The organism is bacterium, assembly GCA_030690305.1.
Taxonomy (GTDB): domain Bacteria; phylum Patescibacteriota; class Minisyncoccia; order Phycocordibacterales; family JAGLPS01; genus JBBUCK01.
The window spans coordinates 78234-98582 of record JAUYHB010000027.1 but is presented as its reverse complement, the minus strand read 5'-3'; the positions used below and the strand labels follow the sequence as shown (position 1 = coordinate 98582).

16 protein-coding genes are annotated in these 20349 nt (G+C 42.3%); 15 read left to right on the top strand and 1 reads right to left on the bottom strand.

Annotated features, from left to right (window positions below):
• The first annotated feature begins 15 nt into the window (after positions 1–15).
• Together Q8O71_03940 and Q8O71_03935 are read left to right on the top strand one after the other, a co-directional pair.
• Positions 16–1020 (top strand): hypothetical protein, encoded by a 1005-nt coding sequence (locus Q8O71_03940; GenBank protein ID MDP2705511.1) that lies wholly within the window; start codon positions 16–18, stop codon positions 1018–1020.
• Between the two features lie 77 nt (positions 1021–1097).
• The gene (locus tag Q8O71_03935) at positions 1098–2111 is read left to right on the top strand and encodes a hypothetical protein (protein ID MDP2705510.1); all 1014 of its coding nucleotides are present in this window, start codon (positions 1098–1100) and stop codon (positions 2109–2111) included.
• A 37-nt stretch (positions 2112–2148) separates the two neighbouring features.
• On the opposite strand, the gene Q8O71_03930 is transcribed toward Q8O71_03935, so the two are convergent.
• On the bottom strand, positions 2149–2373 hold the full coding sequence (locus Q8O71_03930) for a helix-turn-helix transcriptional regulator (protein ID MDP2705509.1): 225 nt from the start codon (positions 2371–2373) through the stop codon (positions 2149–2151).
• A gap of 106 nt (positions 2374–2479) precedes the next feature.
• Here Q8O71_03930 and Q8O71_03925 point away from each other — a divergent pair, with 106 nt between their 5' ends.
• From Q8O71_03925 to Q8O71_03865, 13 genes are all read left to right on the top strand, one after another.
• Complete coding sequence (locus Q8O71_03925; protein ID MDP2705508.1) at positions 2480–3358, top strand: hypothetical protein; 879 nt, start codon at positions 2480–2482, stop codon at positions 3356–3358.
• 59 nt (positions 3359–3417) lie between these two features.
• Positions 3418–3822 carry a hypothetical protein gene (locus Q8O71_03920; GenBank protein MDP2705507.1) on the top strand — a complete coding sequence of 135 codons (405 nt, stop codon included), beginning with the start codon at positions 3418–3420 and terminating at the stop codon, positions 3820–3822.
• Positions 3823–3838: 16 nt separating this feature from the next.
• Positions 3839–4582: a complement resistance protein TraT gene (gene traT, locus Q8O71_03915; protein MDP2705506.1), complete on the top strand. Its 744-nt coding sequence runs from the start codon at positions 3839–3841 to the stop codon at positions 4580–4582.
• A gap of 39 nt (positions 4583–4621) precedes the next feature.
• Positions 4622–7069, top strand: coding sequence for a hypothetical protein (locus tag Q8O71_03910; protein ID MDP2705505.1), 2448 nt, complete (start codon positions 4622–4624; stop codon positions 7067–7069).
• Positions 7070–7118: 49 nt separating this feature from the next.
• Positions 7119–7289: a hypothetical protein gene (locus Q8O71_03905; GenBank protein MDP2705504.1), complete on the top strand. Its 171-nt coding sequence runs from the start codon at positions 7119–7121 to the stop codon at positions 7287–7289.
• 167 nt (positions 7290–7456) lie between these two features.
• Complete coding sequence (locus Q8O71_03900; GenBank protein ID MDP2705503.1) at positions 7457–8026, top strand: hypothetical protein; 570 nt, start codon at positions 7457–7459, stop codon at positions 8024–8026.
• A gap of 14 nt (positions 8027–8040) precedes the next feature.
• Positions 8041–9084, top strand: coding sequence for an endonuclease/exonuclease/phosphatase family protein (locus tag Q8O71_03895; protein MDP2705502.1), 1044 nt, complete (start codon positions 8041–8043; stop codon positions 9082–9084).
• 430 nt (positions 9085–9514) lie between these two features.
• Positions 9515–10828: a hypothetical protein gene (locus tag Q8O71_03890; protein MDP2705501.1), complete on the top strand. Its 1314-nt coding sequence runs from the start codon at positions 9515–9517 to the stop codon at positions 10826–10828.
• A gap of 30 nt (positions 10829–10858) precedes the next feature.
• A complete protein-coding gene (locus Q8O71_03885) occupies positions 10859–11065 on the top strand; it encodes a hypothetical protein (GenBank protein ID MDP2705500.1) in 207 nt (68 codons plus the stop codon).
• Between the two features lie 798 nt (positions 11066–11863).
• Positions 11864–12070 (top strand): helix-turn-helix transcriptional regulator, encoded by a 207-nt coding sequence (locus tag Q8O71_03880; protein ID MDP2705499.1) that lies wholly within the window; start codon positions 11864–11866, stop codon positions 12068–12070.
• A 4-nt stretch (positions 12071–12074) separates the two neighbouring features.
• Entirely contained in the window at positions 12075–14573 is a 2499-nt protein-coding gene (locus Q8O71_03875; protein MDP2705498.1) for a site-specific DNA-methyltransferase, read from the top strand.
• Positions 14570–17263, top strand: a complete 2694-nt coding sequence (locus tag Q8O71_03870; GenBank protein ID MDP2705497.1) for a DEAD/DEAH box helicase family protein — start codon at positions 14570–14572, stop codon at positions 17261–17263. The genes Q8O71_03875 and Q8O71_03870 overlap by 4 nt, the downstream gene beginning before the upstream one ends.
• 4 nt (positions 17264–17267) lie before the next feature.
• The gene (locus tag Q8O71_03865; protein MDP2705496.1) at positions 17268–20309 is read left to right on the top strand and encodes a hypothetical protein; all 3042 of its coding nucleotides are present in this window, start codon (positions 17268–17270) and stop codon (positions 20307–20309) included.
• Positions 20310–20349: the final 40 nt, after the last annotated feature.

The window sequence follows — 20349 nt, the reverse complement described above, 5'->3', positions numbered from 1 at the left end:
ACGACTGGATGCGATATGTTAAAGGTTATTTCTGATAGAAACGAGTTGGCGAATTGCCAGCAGGAAATGTTGAAAATACTCAAGACCAAATTGAATAACGTCGAGAGATTGGTAATCGGACATCCAGGTGGGAATTTTCAAGAAACGGTTTATTATGACGATAGACTTTGGTTTGCCACGAAAATCTTAATGAAAAAAGATGTCGCTATCCCAAGATATTGGAATGGATTCGGATTGGGAGTGAGCAGAAAAGGAATGCAAACTATCGCCGTAGAAATCAACATTCCATTGCAAGGTGTAGAAAAAAGATTGTCGGGGATTTTTGCCAAGGATGAGACTGGGAATTGTTATGTTTTAAGCAGAGGAAAGATAGGAGGGGGAAGTCCCGGAATAGGGAAAAATGCATTTATAGATTGGTATAGAGGAGAACGGTGCGACATCATTGATAATCAGGGTAAAATCGAGGAGGCCATATTGATCGCCTCTTTTAATTCGAAATATTTTCTTAGGAGTTTGTACAATTTTGTCCAAGAGGTCGCTAATTTTAAGGCGGCCGTTAAGAACAATGATCACCTTAGAGGCATTGATAAGAAAATTTTATTAGGATTTTCGCCTGAATCGTTTGGCAGAAGAAAAGCGAATCTTCATCGTAATATTGAATATGAGTCATACCATGGTTTCGTCGTGAACGAGCTTGAAAAATATGTTCGAACGAAACATCAATCTTCTAAGTGTGAAATATTCAATAATCGTTATATTGATTTGGGAGTCCTATCCGATGGTCAAATATTAAGCATATACGAAATAAAATCATCCTTGGACAGACAAAGCATATATACGGCCATAGGTCAGCTGGTTTTCCATGCTGCAGGGCATCAGAAAGCCCGGAAGATATTAGTTCTCCCTGATGAAAAAGGTATTAAAGGGATTAAGGGAATTTTGAATCAATTGGATATCGCCTTGTTAACTTATCAGATTGAAGAAGAGAAGGTTAATTTTAAAGAGGTTGATTTAATTTAACTGCCTTCAAACATTCTTGTTGACTCCCCGTGCTTATCGGAGAGTTCGAGGCAATATGCGATGTAAAGAGAGAGGGCGTGACATTGGCAAATGGAATAATCAAATCCGTTCAAGCTTGGTCTCGGATTTTGATTGTGGGATTTTTTGTAATCAATCTTATTGGTTGTGATTCCAATAATTTTCCACAATCTTGGGCCGAATTTAAGGCATTTAATCCGTTCGATGCCAAAAGTGGCGCTGAAAGGGCTGTGCTCAGACATTTTGAGACACATAGTAAGCGTCAAGACGGGAATATGCAGTTTATAAGTTCTATTCCTGCGAAGTTTGGAGAACAAGCCGATTTCTGGGAGATACGGAATTTTAATATCGGCATATCTCTCGTAGAAATGTCTGAGGCGGATCGTCTTAACGGGATTGAAGATCACGCCACCTTTAATGTCACTTGTTCAGCTTACCGCACACGCGCTTTTTATCCCAAAGAGTCGAAGGAGTGGTCGCTCTGGAAAGAGGGCGGTGAGCTCCTAAAAGGAGAAGCTGTAAAACGCAACGGGGTTTGGTCAGTTCAACTCACCCGGAATACTCCCATGGATGGGGCAGTGCAGGTTTCAATCGAGAATCTGGAACAATTTGAAAAACGAGGTAAAGAAAGATTAGCCGCCGATGGTGGAGAAGGGGGAACCAATCGATACAGACTTCCGAGAAAATTGGTGGCTATGATTGAACCTTATACCGAAGCACGATTCTTTGATTCTCATACTCATGTGTTTGAGGGCAGCTATGAAACGGTTTGGCAGGCTGTAGAACGTACATTGAAATCTCGGGGCGATAAAGTCATTGCAAGCGACCAAACGGCAGGTACATTGACGACGGACCTTTCACGCCATGGAATGTTGGGGTTTCCAACTCACGACAAGTTTTTCATTTATTTGGAGTCTCCAGACTCAAATCATACGCGTATTGAGTTTGTATTATTTTCTCTTGGGCCGAATAATGAACACTATCTAGTACCGATAACTGATAAAGAATTTGTCGCAAAAAGGGCGCAAAAATTTCTGACTTTAGTGGAGGCATCTTTAAAACCGAAGACATAGTTTTAGGCCTCGATGCAGTAATTTTTTAAATCTGGTATTAATCCCGCAAACGAAGCAATTCCCACATCGGAACGCCCAGCCCCTTAGCGAGTTTTTCAAGAGTAACGATCGTCACCCTTTTCTGAGGCACATCGAGCTCAAGATCTCGAATGTGCTGCCTGCTTACCCCCGACCGTTTAGCCAATTGAGAGATCGTATACTTTCTTCGCTCCCGCAGTTGTTTGAGGTGCTTGGCGAACCTGACTCGTATATCCTTCGGCATAGGGTCATTATGCCAAATCATTTGACAGCTATGGCTGTCAGTGGTATTATTTTTAGAAATTACCGGTTAGGCCTAGGTGTTAACCGAACCACTTTTTTGGGGAAGAATGGACAGTCGCGAGCTTGATGGGTTGATTGATGAACTGGAAACTACGGTCGAGGATGCCGCTCCGCTTCGGACGAAATGGAAACCTGTATGGGAACAAATTCGCGCGATCGCAGCCGGGTTCAAGGGAAGCCGTTACCCGAGTCGAGAGGAAAGAGAAGCGGCGTGGACCCGTTTTCAATCCCTTATCGACCGCGTCAAAGAGATCCAATCTCAGGAAAACCAGCTCCGGGAATCCATGAGAGGTATATCGGAAAGATATAGAGACGAGATCATCGCTCGGGCGCATTCCGCCATACCTCCAAGCGGTTTTGAAGAAGGATTGGCGGGAGCCTTCCTCGCTCCGATTAATATGTTCAGTGCCGCGTTTTCTCGGTTGCTTCCCGGGTCACCTGTGGACGAACACAGGGAGATGCTCAATGCGTGCTCGGAGGTGTTGCGCGAAGGATGGGGACTGCTGTCCCGGTACAAAAGTGAAATGCTCGGACACCACAAGCAGGAAGCATTTGAAGCGCTCTCCAAGGCAAAAGAGATTCTTGATAATCAATGGGCCCGTTGGAAAGAAACTCAGCAAGAAGCGTATGAGGCCCGCTGCCAAATCCGGGAAGAACGGGAAGCGAAGCGAGCGGCATGGAAAGAACGCGCGGAAAACAATATCGGGAATCTCCGACAACGGCTCGAACGGCTTCTGGAAATTTTGGCGAACAGAGAGACTCACTTGGAAGAACTTCGTGAGAAACGCGACACAGCTTGGAATGACGAATTTCGTGAGCGGGTTGAGGGATGGATTGATGAAGAGGAAGAGAACATCCAAGGAATCCGCGAAAAGATCGAATGCGTGGAGGGCTGGCTCGAAGAACAACGAGTGAAACTCTCTTGAGGCGACAAAACGGCAGTCGCTTTCGATGCTTAGCAGTAAAGCCGACAAGGAGATTGATTATGGTGATCTTTGCTATGAAGAAGGTAGTGCCTGTTAATAACGCTCGTTATTCACTTAATCCCGTCCTATCAACCTTGATTATAGCGTTCCTGTCGGTCATGGTTTTATCTGTCGGGGGTTGCGTAACAGCAGGAAAGAATTTTGATATCAGCCGGGCCGCAGCGATCCAGAAAGGCGTAACCACTAAAAATGAGATTTTAACCATGTTCGGTAAGCCTTATTCCAAAAGCCAATCCTCGGTCGGCGAAACTTGGATGTATCAATATATGGAAATGCGCCCGCACCTTTCTGATGTATTCGCGCTGGTGGGAATATATCATGCAAACCAATCATTACAAATGATGTTTATCACGTTCCAAGGGGATATCGTTCAAGATTATAATATTACCGAACAGGGTAAGTGACAACGAAGGAGGCGAAATGTATTACAAAATTCCGAGATTCGCAGTCGTATGTTTTTTATTGGTCTCTGTAGCAGTTACTTTTTCCGGATGCGCCGGGACCATAGAAGCGATAAGCAACCGGCAGATGACCCTCTCCGCACAAATGTCGGAGACGATATTCATCGATCCCGAAAGTCTCGCCAAGAACAACAGCATTTTTGTCCGGGTCACCAATACCTCGGATTTTCAGGAGATAGACTTCGCGGAGCTGTTAAAAAGCAAAATTTCCTCCCGAGGGTATGTCGTAACTAACGATGTGAGCAAAGCAGGTCATATCCTTCAGGCCAATCTCCTTTATATGGGCGCGCAAAAGCAGGACTTGACCGCCGAGGGCATGCTTGTCGGAGGCTTTGGCGGCGGGTTGGCGGGTTCCAATGTCAGAGGCGGCTGGAGAGGCCCCGTTGCCGGAGGAGTGGCAGGCACCCTTGTGGGGTCTGTCATCGGCGGAGTCGTGGGGTCGATGATCCATGTCGATACCTATTTGGGCGCGGTAGACATTCAAATCAAAGAAAGAGTCGAGGGGGGAGTCAAAGGCATGATGAAGACCAATACCACCTACGGCTCCGCGACCAGCTTTACGTCGGAGAGGCAAGTTGATTCAGGACATCAGGAATATAGGACGCGCATCGTGGTCACGGCAAAGCAGACGAACATCGACAGAGCGAAAGCCTGCGCGGCCATAGCGGACAGATTGGCAGTCCAAGTGGGAGGGATGTTTTAAAGAAAACGAACGTGGTAAACAAAGGAAAGGCGGTTGGAAATGGGTATATTCAGGAGGGGCTTTGTTACATTCTCTGTAGTAGGGTTAACATTCTTTTTTCTCGTATGTAATTTTCCTTTTGTTGGGCAACTTCGAGCAGACGCTGCGACCTTCCTCTATCTTGATGATGAACTTGGGAATCTCGCGAAGGTAGATGTGGAGGATGGAACGGTTGACCTGATTGGAAACACTGGTTTTCAGTTGACGGATATTGCCTTTGATCCATCAGCAAATCTTTATGGTCTTACTTTCGATAAGCTATGGCGGGTTGACCCAACAACTGCGGCGGCCACCCCTTTAGGGTTCCATAGCATTCTGGGCGCAAATTCCCTTGTCTTTGGAAACGACGGCACCTTGTATGCAGGGGGATCTAGTAAAGGTCTGTACACGATTGATCCACTAACGGCGAGCAGCACCCTGATCGGCGATACGGGGTCTCCCATGTCAGGAGATTTGGCATTTCACAATGGAAAGTTGTACAGTGCCTCCTTGGGTTCAAATCCCTTTTCACTTGCAAGTTTCTTGAGGGAGATTGATGTATCCACGGGTGCTGGCACAGTCATTGGCCCGACAGGGTTCAACAATGTTTTCGGCTTGGCATCACCTGATAATGGGATTCTCTACGGGGCAGCAGGAACGAGTATTTTTTCGATTGATACCACCACAGGGCTCGGGACGTCAATGTTTGATTACAATGGCTCCGGACTGGGGAACGCATGGGGCGCTGCCTCCATAGTGTCTCTTCCTTCGCCACCTCCAGATGACGGGGGAGGCGATACGGAACCGCCGCCGCCAGATGATGAGGAACCGCCACCGCAAGAACATCCGACGGGTTCCGTAGATCCACAAAACGGCGAGCCGATTGTTTCCAAAAACAATAGGCCTACTGAAATTGAACCTCCTCCTCTTCATGGGTTATGGTCAATGCAGGAGCAAGGCGGAAAGAAGGTTCTTTTACCCGGAACAGCCGGATTTGACTCATCAAAGCCAACGGTTGTCCTTGTTCATGGGTGGGAACCAAACAATGTGAAAAAAGATGGGACGGGCGCGTTAATTAACTCTTCCTTACCCTCTTGGATACGGGACACAGTTGAGAATCCTATTACGGGGACGCTAAATTATCGAAAAGATATTAACGTCTTGGCTTGGAATTGGATGGACGTTGCATCAACGACTTATGGACCTCCAAGCCAACCCTTTCCGCAAGGACAAGATCCAATAACAGAAAAACCATGGCCGGGAAATTTAGTGTGGAAAGAGGGAAGGCTCATGGCGAGAGCGCTGGAGACTACTTTTGCAGAAAGTGGTACAGTTTTAGGAAAAATTAATGGTCAGCCGCCGATACACTTGATTGGGCATAGCAATGGAGGCGGTGTAGTTTCTTTTGGAGGATATTTGCTTGATGGTTATGGATATGACGTTGATCAGATTACTCTCTTTGATGCGCCGGATGGAGGGCAACCCTATTCTTTAACTGAACTTAAATTAGACGGTTGGATAGAAAAGAACGCTTTGGGAAAAGGAATTTGGATAGATAACTACCCAACATCTTTTGGAAAAAATTATTTCTTGGATGTAGACGTAGAAAGCGGTGGAGACATTGTTAATATAGATACTAAAGGTTTTCCTCCCACATCTCATTTGGGAGATGTGTTTAATCATGGTTATCCTTTTAATTGGTATTTTGGAGTGGATGATGATTTACACAATCCCTTTAATAAGATTGAGATGGGGACACTCAGTAAATCCAATGGAATGCCAATTTCAGATGTAGGAGCCGCATGGTCAAAGGTGCTTAATCCTGCTCCGCGTATTCAGGGACAAAGTATAGATACTGTTCGTCGGGAATTGGGACAGAATGATCCATTTTTAGTTAAAGAAGATGATCTTCAAGATCCGTTGTCAGTATATACACTTTTACCTTGGGATGCTTCTACAAGACCGACATCCGGGCATACAGCGAAGGTGGACATAGGAGCGTTTGATTTCTGGCTCAAAAAAGGAGACGTGTATTTTCTAGATGGTTATTACCATATGGCAACAGCCTCACCAGTATTTCTATTCAGAGAATATTCATTCCCTATAGATAGTCAATCATTGTCATTTGCTTTTTTGCTCGAGAACCCCTTGCCGGAAGACGAACTCTGGTTTTTTGTCGGACTTGATCCGTTGTTTGGTTTTGATGGTGGTTCATTCCCTAGAAATTCGAATGAGTTTCTTTCATCACCGCCGATCAACGTCTCTCAATATGCCGGAACCAATCAGTGGTTGACCTTTCTTTATGATAGCGATGAAAAAGGGCACCGAGCTCAAATTGGGAATATCAATCTTTACCGATTTGAGGAAACCATTGACTCTTCAGTTGTTCCAGAACCGTCAACAGCTGTCCTGTTCGTCTTAGGGATGCTGGGATTTTGTGTTGTAGGCCTTAAAATAAGATTGACATAAAGTTGTCGTCTTTTCATGGAATTTATTGTAGGATGACCGTAGAAAAAATATGACCAAACCAAAATTTTCAAAAAAACAGGAACTGGAAGCAGAGATTAGAAATAAACTTACAATGCCTCTGACTGTCCTTAATAGCTTCATGGCAGGGAAAAAGGTCTCGGACAAAAGCGTTGAAATCGCCATCCGTGATATCGAAGCGATCCTTAAGCTGATGAAGTAGACATGCTTTTCTGAAAATCATTGATTTCAGGAGTGTTTAGGTGTATAAAAATGCTTAATGAAAAGCGGGTGCGGTACGTTTGAAGGGGGAACTGCCACGTTAAAATAACTCAAACCTTCGTCCTTAGAGGCGAGGGTTTTTTGTTTTGTGGGTGGGAAAGAGGGCTTATGTCGCAAGATAATATCTCCAAGAAACAGATTGATCCCAACAAAATCAAAATAGGCGACGTGATATTGGTGGCGAGCGGCACGAAAGCAACCATTGTGGTTCAACATAAGCTTGGTTACGGCGAAAGCAGCAAATGGACTCATGTTGCGGGAAGCATGGGCGGGTATGATTTGGTTGAAGGTCAAATCCCACAGTCAAGGGTTTGCAATTTACAGAAAGATTACGTGGATAAAGGTATTGAAATAAGAGTTGTCAGAAAAAACTACATTGATGACAATGACAGGATTAAAGTAACGTTGTGGTGGGCAACCATGAATAATATCCCTTATGACAAGCTCCAGCTCCTATGGTTTCCCATTGCCGCATGGCTGGGGAAAATTTTGCTTTATATGAGGAACATTTTTAATAGCCGAAAGAGATTGATTTGTTCGGAACTGATTGCCAACGGATTTTATAAAGAGGGATACAACCTGTTTAATAAACTCGCGGAGAATGTGTTGCCTGCGGATTACGACAATCAGGAACTGTTCAATGTGGTTAATGATGTCTGGCTGGATAATAGAGTCTGAAAGATTTTGTTCGTATGCGTAAATTTATATGCACGATCATTTTCCTTGCCCTCCTTTTTGTTTCTCCAAATACTGTTTGCTACTCTGATCCTTCTGTTTCCCTTAGCTCAACTACTCAAATCCGGATCGGCACCTTTAACATCGAGAAGCTCGGCAAAGACAATCCGTATCAAGTGAAAAATGCAGCAATAATCCTCAAGAATTATGACATCGTTGCGATTCAAGAAGTCATGAATACCGGCGCCACAAAAAATAACCCTTTAGGCGGAAAGGGTATAGAAGCCTTGCAGGAGATAGTTGCTCATCTCGGTGAAGATTGGGACTATGTTGTCAGTCCCGAGCCGAATGGAACGGCAAACGCTGAAAAAAGCAAGGCATTCAGTACCTTCGAGTATTATGCTTTCCTTTACAGAAAGTCAAAAATTGAACTTGTTAAAGATTCGGCCCATGTGTGGAATGAATCTGAAAATAAAATGTCCGGATTGAACGATCAAGAAAGGCAGTTTGACAGAGAGCCTTTTATTGCCTCATTTAGAGCAAAAGACGGCAATTTCGACTTTACCATTATTACCATTCATGCCGCTTCGCCCGCCGCACAATGGAGAAAAGACGAAATAGGAAGACTTGTTTTCGTATACAAGACGGTACAGGATTCAGACGAGAGCCAAAATGACGTTTTCCTCATGGGCGACTTCAATACGAACGTAGACAAGAAAGAGTGGGACTCTTTTAAAAGTCTGCCCAACATAAAGCACGTCTTAATATCGAAAGACGTGACAACACTTGATAAGGCGAGGGGCAGGCTATCCAAGAGCCAATATGACACGATGTGGTATCAGGACATTTATAGCGATGAGGATATCGTTCCAGACTCGGCGCATGTGCATAGAGCGTGGGAAGAGGATTTGCAAACGCCACAGGGAGTTAAAATTCCTAAGAAGATTAAGGGTAGGGAAAATAAAGGGATTTGGTTATATGGCGCATATGCCTCTGATCACTTGCCGTTAACTGTGTTGCTGTGGAATAACAGAGATGCCGATAATTTTGAGCATAGATAGAATATCCTCTAAAAATAAGCAAGAAAGAGATATGGAAATATGAAATACGTGCTATAGTTAAACTAATACAAAAATTTAACTGGCAGGATTGAATGCTGGTATTAAAATTAAATTATATTTCCCCCGGCTAATCTTTTCTAAAGATTCAGTCGGGGTTGTCTTTTTATGTGCACATTGCCCTAATAAAAATTAGTTGAGTTATTATAGATTTTAGTATATAAGAATGCATACTCTAAGGGCTAAATTTGAGGAAGAAAATTATTACTGTGCAATAATCCTGAATCTTCACTCGCAAAAGTGAAGATTTTTTATTTTTAATATAATATAGCTTGCCCAAAATTCATTAAATGTGATTACTTTGTGCCAAGAGCGCGGGTAATCCGTTGTGTAAATTATAGTCACTAACTATAAAATGTAAGTAGGTTTACCAATGCAACATATAGCCTTACTATCCCAAGAACTTGCTAAGAAACTAAATATCCCTGAAGAACTAATTAAAAGATATCTTATATCGAGGTTAGATAGGATTATCAAATACGCCAAGTTTTTTATATTAGAAGATGAGTATATCGAGAGAGAATGGAAGGAAATGGTTTCTTTGCATTATATAAACACAACATATCAATTCAAGCCTTTTGTAGCAAGAATTCACTTCTTCAAAGATAAGGTTATTGAATCGGATTTCTATCTTGGATTTGCGAATATACGGCCCATCGGTGAGGTGTCTGCCAGTTTGTCATTTATATATCCGAATTGGAAGATGTTAGCTCATGAATTTAGGAGGACGTATGGAGAAGATGTATATGTAATGACTTATAAAAAAACTGTTCATATTTGTGGAAAAGAATTAATTATTCATACTTTTCCATTTTTTTCTCAAGATGGTGTTGTCACAATATGCGCCCATGCTGCTATAGCTATGGTTACAAAATTTGTGAGAAGAACATTGGAATATAATTTGATAAAACTTTCTGACATTGTTGGCGGATACTCGTTTAAGACTAAAATGATCTCCAGCGAGGGTATTACTATTTATCACATGATAGAAATTTTTAATAATGCCAAAATTCCAATTTCAAGTATACATTTTAACAAGTATAAAGAATATTTTAGAGAATGGGCGGATAGTTATATAGAAAGTAAATTGCCCATAATTTTAACGTCAAACGATCATGTTATTACTGTAATTGGGCATACGCTTGGAATAGACAACCGAAGAAAATATTTAGTATACGATGATTCTGGTGCTTTTTTCCAACAAAAAGATTTGGATGGTGATACTAGGAAAGGCAAATCTTTTGTAGATTTAGTAAATTGGGAAGCTATCGAAGATTATATAAAACCAAATGGGTATATGATAGTCCCAGAAATGGAAAAAGTTTTTATCCCTTTTCCAAATATGAAGAAAAATTATGTACGTTTTGTAAAAAGTGTATTTCTTAAAGAGGGTTATGAGGTAAAATCAGAAAGATTCTTAATTGTGGATAATAGTATATTAAAGAATTTTCTAATGAACCCCAAGAAAAAGACTCTATCTGACAAGGACAAAAGTAGGTTTGAGGAAATGGTAAAGTCAAATTTGCCGCATTATTTATGGTTTTGTGAGGTTGTATTATCGAAAAACGGCAGGGAAATGATGGTGGGTATAATTGCTGACCCAACGAGGCATTTGCAATCTTCATCAAGTATGTTTTATAATTTCAGAATACGATTAGATAGAAGTATAAGTTTGTTGACAATTTAATTCTAAAAAATTACTCAGGAGGTGATATCAATGACTAGAGTCAAGCGAGAGAAAACCAGCAAAGATGAGAAAGAAGAAATGGAGTTTTTGGATTCTCTAAGCCAATCTTTTCACGATGCTTATGCTGATGAGAAATGGGTCATAAAGCAAGGGGAAAAGTATCTTCGTGATGCAGAAAAGATTAAGAAAAAAAGGTTTGAAAGCTTTAAACTCACCTTTACTACTTTTGTGAGATAGTCCTTTTAGAATTGGGAATTGGTTGAATTTAAAAGAACTAAATTATTAAGTTTAATAATTTAGTTCTTTTTATTGTGCGCCCGGCAGGGCGCACTTACTCGAAGGTGTAAGTCCTTTACAGGCTTGGTAGGAGGAACTGTTAGCCGGACGGCAAGGGTGTCTATCGTGAGGTAGAATCTGAAGGAAGCCGCAGGCAAAACGCTGGCCCGACGAACAGGAATCACATAGAGGCGGACATGCTGGGTGAGGAGTCAATTATCTCTAAAGCCCAAAACCTATCCGGAAAGCATGGGCGTATATGTGGCGGGTATAAGCGGGAAGGTAAGTGCGCATTACCCGGGGATGTCTGCATGTTTGCCCTGTCTGCCGACAGGCAGGCGCAAGGCTATCGTCGTCGTGAGGCGATGGGAAGAACATGCAGAAGTCAGCAGAGGCCATAGTAATCGTCGAAAGACGAAGAAGGGCTGAATCTGTCATAAGAAGCCAAGTTGAAATTCTGAAGTCATGACCAGAAGTTCCGCAAGGAAGCCACAATCGGAAGCAAGGGACGGAATCCCTGAGTTAAGAATGGGCGGTTAAATGATACAGGCATTGAGACTAAAAGGCAGGAGATGATAGAAACCGCCCTATACCGAACGGTCCGTACGGTGGTGTGAGAGGGCGGCGAAGGCGACTTCGCCCCCTACTCAATCTTGAATCTGATAAAAAACAAGGAAATGTCATCTTGTAGAATAATAATCCTATATAGAATAATGTTACAAGGGTTGCTATAATAACGAAAATAAACACATTTTGACCATGCCTGATATCTCAATCAAATTTGGAAAGCGCGTTCGTGAGATCCGCCTGAAGAAAGAAATGTCTCAAGGCAGCCTCGCCAAGGTTTTAGGTGTACACCCAACCTACATTAGCGGCATTGAGAGAGGTGTAAGAAATATGGCCCTTAGAAATATCGAACGAGTAGCAAAAGCATTAGGCGTGCCTATTGAGGATTTAATTAAATAATCTTATGCCACGCAAAGCATCAAAAAAGAAAAGAATATCAGTTGAGGCATATTCACACGCGGATAAAAAGCGAAAGAATAATCCGCCGGTCGGTCTTGTGTCATCACAAACCGACAAGTTGAATGGCATTACAAAATACGCGCACGATCCGCATATTGATCCGTATCTCTCTTGGGCTGGTAAACAAGAAGGCAACGAAGTCAATGTCCGCAATTTGAGTTTACATATTCACGAGCGCATTGATCCTATGCGTATTGTAAAATCATTTTTGAAAGAAGAAGAACTCAATCAACAGGCGACACTCTTTGACGCTTTTGAGAAAAAACTCACGATTGGTAAGGCGTTTGAGTTTTATCATCACGCGCAAGATTGGACGAACCGTCTTATCGCTGGTGATTCGCTCCTTGTGATGAATAGCTTGCTACAAAAAGAGGGTATGGCTGGCGAAGTTCAGATGATTTATGTAGACCCTCCCTTCGGTATAACATACAACTCAAATTTTCAGCCGTTCGTTAATCGTAAAGATGTTAAGGACAGAGATGAGGATTTACCATCCGAGCCGGAAACCATTAAAGCGTTTCGTGATACATGGGAGTTGGGTATACACTCTTATCTTTCTTATTTGAAAGATCGTTTCCTTCTCGCTCGTGAGTTGTTAAGCGATTCCGGTTCAATTTTTGTCCAAATTGGAGACGAAAACATCCACCATGTCAGAGAATTACTTGATGAAGTATTCGGTAGTCAAAACTTTTTTTCTCTTATTACTTTTAGAACAACAAGTGGACTTGGAAGTAAAGGACTAACTGGTATTGCTAACTATCTGCTTTGGTATGCGAAGGATAGAAATAAAATTAAATATCGCCAACTGTTTAAAGAGAAAGATTCAACCGAAGGAGCGTTTGGTTATGCTCACCTTCCAAGTGGAGAACGACGCAGTTTATCGGCCGAGGAAATACATAACCCTTCACTTCTCCCTAAAGGCAGTAAAATATTTAGCTCGGCAGACCTTGTTTCTTCAGGTTTAACAGCAAGTTGTGTTTTTGATTATGAATTTGAAGGAAGAACCTTTAAGCCCGGAAGAAATCGGAGTTGGAAGACCAATCTTGAAGGTATGAAAAAATTGGAGGCCGCAAAGCGGTTGGTAGCGTTCGGCAACACATTAAGATTTGTAAATTATTTTGATGATTTTCCAGTTAGTAAATATACTAATGTTTGGACTGATACAGTTGGCGAACTAAAAAAGATTTATGCCGTTCAAACATCAAAAGAGATTTTGAAAAGATGTATTTTGATGACTACTGATCCAAGCGATATAGTGTTTGACCCAACATGCGGAAGCGGCACTACTGCTCATGTAGCCGAACAGTGGGGTCGTCGCTGGATAACTTGCGACACCTCGCGCGTTGCTATTACGCTTGCGAAACAACGACTTATGACTTCTTATTTTGACCACTATCAACTTGCTCATCCAACCGAAGGAGTAGGAAGCGGTTTTGTATATAGGAAAGTTCCTCATATCACAATTAAATCAATCGCAAACAATGAATTAGACAAACAGGAAATTCTTTATGACCAGCCAGTAATTGACACAAGTAAAGTCCGTGTAGCCAGTCCATTTACAGTTGAAGCTGTTCCCGGACTTCGTGTTAAACCATTTGACGGAAGTCAGCAGAAAGTTACTACAACCGGCGAAGACATTGCGCGCACCGGAGAAACAGCGAATCAGGCAGTATGGCGCGACGAGTTGAAGTCGTCCGGTATCCGAGCCGTGGGCGGGAGTATCATCAATTTTTCTCGTATTGAACCGATGGCGGGGACAAAGTATTTACACGCCGAAGGTGAAATTTTAGACGAGAAAGGAAAACAGAAAAAAGCGGTTATCAGTTTCGGCCCGGATTACGGCCCGCTTGAGCAACGCCAAGTAGAGGAAGCTATCAACGAGGCGCGCATTTTAGCCGATAAACCGGAACTCGTCATCTTTGCGGCATTTCATTTTGACCCCGAAGCGTCAAAGGATATTGATGAGATGAAATGGCCGGGTGTTTCCATACTCAAAGCGCAGATGAGCGTTGATCTTCTAACTTCGGATTTACGCAAGAAGCGTTCGTCCAGCCAAAGCTACTGGCTTATTGGCCAGCCGGACATTGAGGTTGTTAAAAGCAAAGGCGGCACATACAAGGTGCGCGTTAATGGATTTGATTACTATAATCCCGTTACGGGCGAGATTGATTCCGGCGATACCACTCGGATTGCGATGTGGATGTTGGATACTGATTACGACGAGCAAAGTATTTTACCCGTTCAAGTTTTCTTCCCAATGAAAGATGAAAAGCGGGATTGGACTGGTCTTGCGAAAACTTTGAACGGCGCGGTGAACGAAGAAGTAATGGATTCGTTTATTGGTGTTGAATCACTGCCGTTTAAGGTGGGCGAACATAAAAAAGTTGCCATCAAAATTATTGACGACCGAGGTATTGAATCGTTTGTCATCAAAAAATTATGAGCCAAAAAAGCATAGACAAACTGATTATCAACGATGCCTACACCGAGCCAACTCGGTATTGGGCGTATATCCGAGAAAGTCAGGAATTTGAATTGCGTGATGGGCGACGGAAAGCAGGATATTGGAAATTATCCGGCGTAGGCCGTAATGGTAACGACGATCTTGGTGAGTTCGTTGAGCTGGAGTTGGTTAATAAAATTCGTTCACGAGTTCAGAAATGGCGTGCCGAAAATTATCCCAATGTTACCGGCACGACCCGTAAACTTCTTGAATACTGGCGCGATAGAGAACAGCGTGAGTATTCGCTTTTCTTCTGCCAGCTTGAGGCGGCTGAAACTGCTATTTGGCTTACCGAGGCAAGCCCAAGCGAAAAGCAAGGCATTGATTTACCATCCGAGCCGGAAGGTTGGCAAAGACAATCCTTCAAAATGGCTACTGGCTCGGGTAAAACAGTTGTGATGTCAATGCTGATTGCGTGGCAAGCGTTAAATAAGATCGCAAGTCCAACAGATACCCGTTTTACAAAAAACATTTTCGTTGTCGCACCCGGATTAACTGTGAAGGATCGCCTCCGCGTTTTGAAACCGGAGCGAGAAGACAATTTTTATCAAAAATTCAACATCGTGCCGTCCTCAATGTGGCAAGAATTATTACAAGCAAAAATTGTCGTTGAGAACTGGCATACGCTTGCGCCGGTCAATGAGAACTATGGCCCGAAGGTGGTAAAGAAAGGTCCGGAAAGCGATGAGGCGTTTACACGCCGAGTTGTGCCCGACATTGGCAACGCTCAAAATATTTTGATTATCAACGACGAAGCCCACCATTGCCACCGGCCATCTCAAGAGGAAGACAAAGAGGAGCAAGAGAAGGCGACGATTTGGATTAGCGGTATTGACCGCATCCATCGCGCGCGAGGAGTATTAAAAGCGTTTGATTTGACCGCAACACCATTTCGTCCAACCGGAAGCAATAATCGTGGCGAGGAGCTTTTCACTTGGATTGTCAGCGACTTCGGGTTAAACGACGCAATTGAAAGCGGATTGGTAAAAACTCCGCGTATTGCGGTTCGTGATGATTCAGTAAATATGAACAAAGATTTGCGCTCTAAACTTTTTCACATTTACCCCGAAGTCAAAGACGATTTGAACCGCCGCGCCGAGCCACACGAGGGGTTGCCCGATCTTTTATCAAACGCGATTGATATTTTGGGCGGTGATTGGTTGCGAGAAAAAGACGACTGGAAAAAACTGCGTCCTACTATTAAAACGCCGCCGGTGATGATTATGATTTGTAACCGCACGGAAACGGCGGCGCGCATTGAATACGCCATCAAAAATGGCCACATTGTAACGCGAGAGTTAGGCGATGGTTTAATTCGTATTGATCAGGACGCGCTTGATAAGATTGAGGCCGAGGAGGGCGAGGAGCTTGTAAAAAACAAACGCGAGCTTGCCGAGGAACTTCGGGAGCAAGTGAATACAGTCGGCAAAGAGGGAAAGCCCGGCGCACAAGTCCAATGCGTCATAGGAGTAAATATGTTATCGGAAGGTTGGGACGCGCAAACAGTAACGCACATCTTGGGCGTCCGTGCTTTCACGAGCCAACTTTTATGCGAGCAAGTTATCGGTCGCGGGTTACGCCGTATTGATTATGGCAATCTTTCCGAACCGGAGTATGTAACTGTCTTCGGCGTGCCGTTTACTTATCTGCCCGTTGAGGACACCGGAAAGCCACCGAAGCCGCCAGTGCCAAAAACTAAGATTGAGCCGATAGCGGAGCGCGCGACATTAGAGATTCGCTGGCCTCATGTGCTCCGCGTTGATTATAAGCTCAACTACTTCTTGGAGCTTGACTGGAATAAGTTAAAGCCGCTTGAGCTTTCAACCGAGGATGCGCGAACTGTGGTAGAAGTTGCGCCTGTCATTGACGGAAAGCCGGACCTGACCCGCCTGACCGAGCTTGACTTGATGAAGTTCGGAGAAGAAAAGCGTTTCCAAACTCTCAAGCTCCAAGCCGCCGTCCGGCTTCGGGAGCGGTTCAAGGAAAATTGGGAAGGCAATCCGGCAAGTCATGTTAGCCAACTTCTAAAAATAATTGATGAGTTCATAGCGTCCGAGAAACTTGTCGCTAAAGTGCCGCAGTTTGAGCACGCAGAATTACTCAAGCGGATAGTTATCTCCCTTAATCTACAAAAGATTGTAGATCACCTCGGACAGTTTATAAAAAGTTCAAGCTCCGAAGACCCTGTCGCTATCTTTGACACTGTGCGGCCGGTAAGAAGCACCGCAAGTGCGTTTGTGTGGTATACAAGCAAGCCAACCCAGCCGGTCAAAAAAAGTCAGATAAGCCATGTCGTTGCCGATAGCAAGTGGGAAGGTAGTATGGCGTTTGAGTTTGAACGCGACAGGATTCCGGGGCTGGTGTCGTGGGCTAAAAACGACCATCTCGGTTTTGAAATTTACTATCTTTGGAAAGGTTCGCTCCATACCTACTTCCCCGATTTCATAATTAAGTTTACGGATAACCACTATCTAATCTTGGAGGTAAAGGGTCAGAAAACCGATCAGGACGACGCCAAGTGGGCGGCGGCTCAAGAGTGGGTAAGAGCGGTAAATCTCAATGGCAACTTCGGCAATTGGGAATTTAAGACGCTAGAAAAGCCGGGGGATATTTTTGAGGTAGTTAAATAAAATTATGAACTCACCGCGAGGATCAATTTGGAGAAAATGGGACTTACATGTTCACACTCCCAAGACCAAAAAGAATGACCAATACCGTCTTGAAGAAAAAGATGGTGATGTTTGGGATGAATTTTGTAAAAAGGTAGAAGAATCCGATACGGCGGTTTTTGGCATTACGGATTATTTTTCAGCCGATAACTATTTTATTTTTATTAGTAAGTTTAAGACCAAATATCCGAAATCAAAAAAACAATTTTTTCCGAATGTTGAGTTAGCCACCAGCTATGTTGTTAACAAAGCACAGGAGGAAGTCAACATCCATTTATTGTTTAATACGAAGATTGAAAACCTTGAACAGAAAATCAAAACTTTTTTACAAAAATTAAATACAAATAAAACTGTCGGAGAGGGTCGCTATATCACAGCATCAGAATTATCAAATCAATCAGATTACGAGAAAGCGACAACAACACGAGAGTTTATAGACGAAGCATTGGAAAAAACATTTGGGGGTAAGGCAGATATATCAAATTATGTATTGATATTTACAGCCGCAAACAATGACGGAATTAGAGCCGAAACAGAACAAATTGACGGAAAAGTAAGAGGGATAAAGAGAAAGGCCACGATTACTGATGAGTTAGATAAGTTTAGCGATGGGTTTTTTGGTAACCCCAGCAATACCGAACATTTCTTAAAAAATGACCGCTTGGAAGATAGCAAGGAAGAAATTAAATCCAAACCCGTAATTTCTGGTTCAGACGCACATTCGTTTTCTCAATTTGACGAATGGGTAGGAAAACGAGTTAATAGCAAAGATAATCTGAAGGAAATTACTTGGCTTAAAGCCGATCCTATATATGACGGCTTAAAACAAATTCTTTACGAGCCATACCCAGGTGAAAGAGTTTTTATGGGCGAACTACCGCCGACCTACAAAAATACTTCAAAAGTTATTGATAAGGTTGAGATTAAGAACTCAAAAAGTTGGTTTGGAATAGAAGCGATTTTATTGAATGAAAACCTTTCTTCTGTTATAGGAGAAAAGGGTTCTGGTAAAACGGCCTTGGCTGATTTTATCGCTTTCGCGGGAGGCGACTTTATACAAGATGAGGAAGATCAAGCATCTTTCATATACAAAGCACTTATACCGACAAAACAAATTGCTGAAACGATAGAGGGTTGTGAAATCACGCTTTACTGGAAGAACGGCGAACAAGATATCGCTATTATTAGCAAGGATTTTAGTAACTACCAGCCCAAGAGAAAGATTAAGTATCTTTCCCAGAGCTTTATTGAAAAAAGGTGTCGTCCGGAAAACTTTGAGGAGCTACAACATGAAATTGAAGATATAATTTTTCAACATATACCTGCTTCTGATAGGTTGGGTGAAACCACTTTTGAAGAATTAAGAAGGCGTAAGACCGAAGGGATAGAGGTGCGGAAAGCAGAGTGCCGCCGAAATATTTTAGAACTTAATAAGGATATTTTCTCTTTGGAAGAAGATATTTTTAGTTTAGAAACCAAAAAGAAAGAGAAGGCTGATTTAGAAAAGGAGCAGGGGGAATTAGACACACAAAAACCCAAACCCACTACCGACAAGGAAAAAGAAATAGAAACAAAGCTATCTCTCTTGAACGAGCACAAGAATAGTGTTGATAATAAAATTGCTATTCTTAAATCTCACTTATTAACCGTTGAGAATATCAAGACAAAAACCTCAACGCTTAAAACATACGCGGACAAGCAATTGTCGCAAATTAAGGACGATCTTAAAAATATCGGTTTAATCTACGAAAAGATAGAATTTTCTATAACACCGGATTTTCTCACGGCTCTTGATGAGCAAAAAACGAAGTTCAATGAGCAAATCAACAAGTTGAAAGGAGCTATCAAAACCAAGGAGGAAAATGATACGGCGGAAAATAAAGAAGTAAAATTGGACGAGTTAAAAGAAGAATTGGTCAAAGACTTGCCTTTGAGTGATACCGAGGAGTGGATAAAAAAGCTTGAATCAATTTCAAGCATTGTTGAATCTACTCGCAAAGCTATAAAAGAATACGACGGTAAAATAGCGAAAATTAAAACAAGGACAACGGAACTTGAAAAAAATATAACCGATATAGAAACAGTAAAAATATTGGAACTGCCCAAAAAAGAAGTATTAAGAGATGAAACCTATAAACAATACTTTGAATTATTAAAAGAAGAAAAGAAGTCTTTAGAAGAACTTTACGCCCCTCTAAAAGATAGAGAGAAAAAGGAAAAAGAAAATCAGATGGAATTTTTTGCGAGAATTGAATTAGATGTGGAAGGATACTTCCGCAAAGCGCAGTCTGTTTTAGATTTTGGGAGGAAGGGTAAGTATTATAGAGGCAATGACAACTTGTTTAAGAAGATCAAAGGTATTGCCGAATCTATTGAGCTTGGTGAGGTTGAAAATATATCTGGCGAAATAAAAACTTTTTACAATAGCTTTGAAAAGGATGTGGATGGGAAAGAGTTGGATATACGCTCGCAATTACTCAAAGGAAAACAAAAATTAGATTTTTCTAATTGGTTTTTTGACACTAGCGATTTTAAAGTTGCCTATAATATTAAATATCAAGGAACGAGTTTGGAGTTGCTTTCACCGGGCAAAAAGGGAGTAGTATTGTTGCTCATGTATTTGGTGCTAGATACAGAAGGTAGTGTCCCGCTCGTTATAGACCAACCCGAAGAAAATCTTGATAATAAATCAGTATTCCCTTCGCTGGTTGATTACTTTAGAGAAATTAAACGCCGACGCCAAGTCATTGTTATCACTCACAATCCTAACTTGGTATTGAACACTGACGCGGAACAGATCATTGTCGCAAATTTTGATGCTGTCCCAAGTTTACAACCATCCCGTATTTCATATGTAAGTGGAGCTATTGAAAACTCATTTGTGAGCGAAAAAGCAAAAATACCATTAGAAAAACGAGGTATAAGAGAACACGGATTGGATATATTAGAAGGTGGGAAAACAGCTTTTAGAAAACGCCGCGAAAAATACGGACGGACAGCAGAATAGAAAAAGGGAGTTTGCCGATCTTTCAAGACGGCAAAAGTTT

Coding starts and splice junctions, on each gene's coding strand:
- Q8O71_03940 (MDP2705511.1), top strand. CDS start 16: ATGTTAAAGGTTATTTCTGATAGAAACGAGTTGGCGAATTGCCAGCAG.
- Q8O71_03930 (MDP2705509.1), bottom strand. CDS start 2,373: ATGCCGAAGGATATACGAGTCAGGTTCGCCAAGCACCTCAAACAACTG.
- Q8O71_03925 (MDP2705508.1), top strand. CDS start 2,480: ATGGACAGTCGCGAGCTTGATGGGTTGATTGATGAACTGGAAACTACG.
- Q8O71_03920 (MDP2705507.1), top strand. CDS start 3,418: ATGGTGATCTTTGCTATGAAGAAGGTAGTGCCTGTTAATAACGCTCGT.
- traT (MDP2705506.1), top strand. CDS start 3,839: ATGTATTACAAAATTCCGAGATTCGCAGTCGTATGTTTTTTATTGGTC.
- Q8O71_03910 (MDP2705505.1), top strand. CDS start 4,622: ATGGGTATATTCAGGAGGGGCTTTGTTACATTCTCTGTAGTAGGGTTA.
- Q8O71_03905 (MDP2705504.1), top strand. CDS start 7,119: ATGACCAAACCAAAATTTTCAAAAAAACAGGAACTGGAAGCAGAGATT.
- Q8O71_03900 (MDP2705503.1), top strand. CDS start 7,457: ATGTCGCAAGATAATATCTCCAAGAAACAGATTGATCCCAACAAAATC.
- Q8O71_03895 (MDP2705502.1), top strand. CDS start 8,041: ATGCGTAAATTTATATGCACGATCATTTTCCTTGCCCTCCTTTTTGTT.
- Q8O71_03890 (MDP2705501.1), top strand. CDS start 9,515: ATGCAACATATAGCCTTACTATCCCAAGAACTTGCTAAGAAACTAAAT.
- Q8O71_03885 (MDP2705500.1), top strand. CDS start 10,859: ATGACTAGAGTCAAGCGAGAGAAAACCAGCAAAGATGAGAAAGAAGAA.
- Q8O71_03880 (MDP2705499.1), top strand. CDS start 11,864: ATGCCTGATATCTCAATCAAATTTGGAAAGCGCGTTCGTGAGATCCGC.
- Q8O71_03875 (MDP2705498.1), top strand. CDS start 12,075: ATGCCACGCAAAGCATCAAAAAAGAAAAGAATATCAGTTGAGGCATAT.
- Q8O71_03870 (MDP2705497.1), top strand. CDS start 14,570: ATGAGCCAAAAAAGCATAGACAAACTGATTATCAACGATGCCTACACC.
- Q8O71_03865 (MDP2705496.1), top strand. CDS start 17,268: ATGAACTCACCGCGAGGATCAATTTGGAGAAAATGGGACTTACATGTT.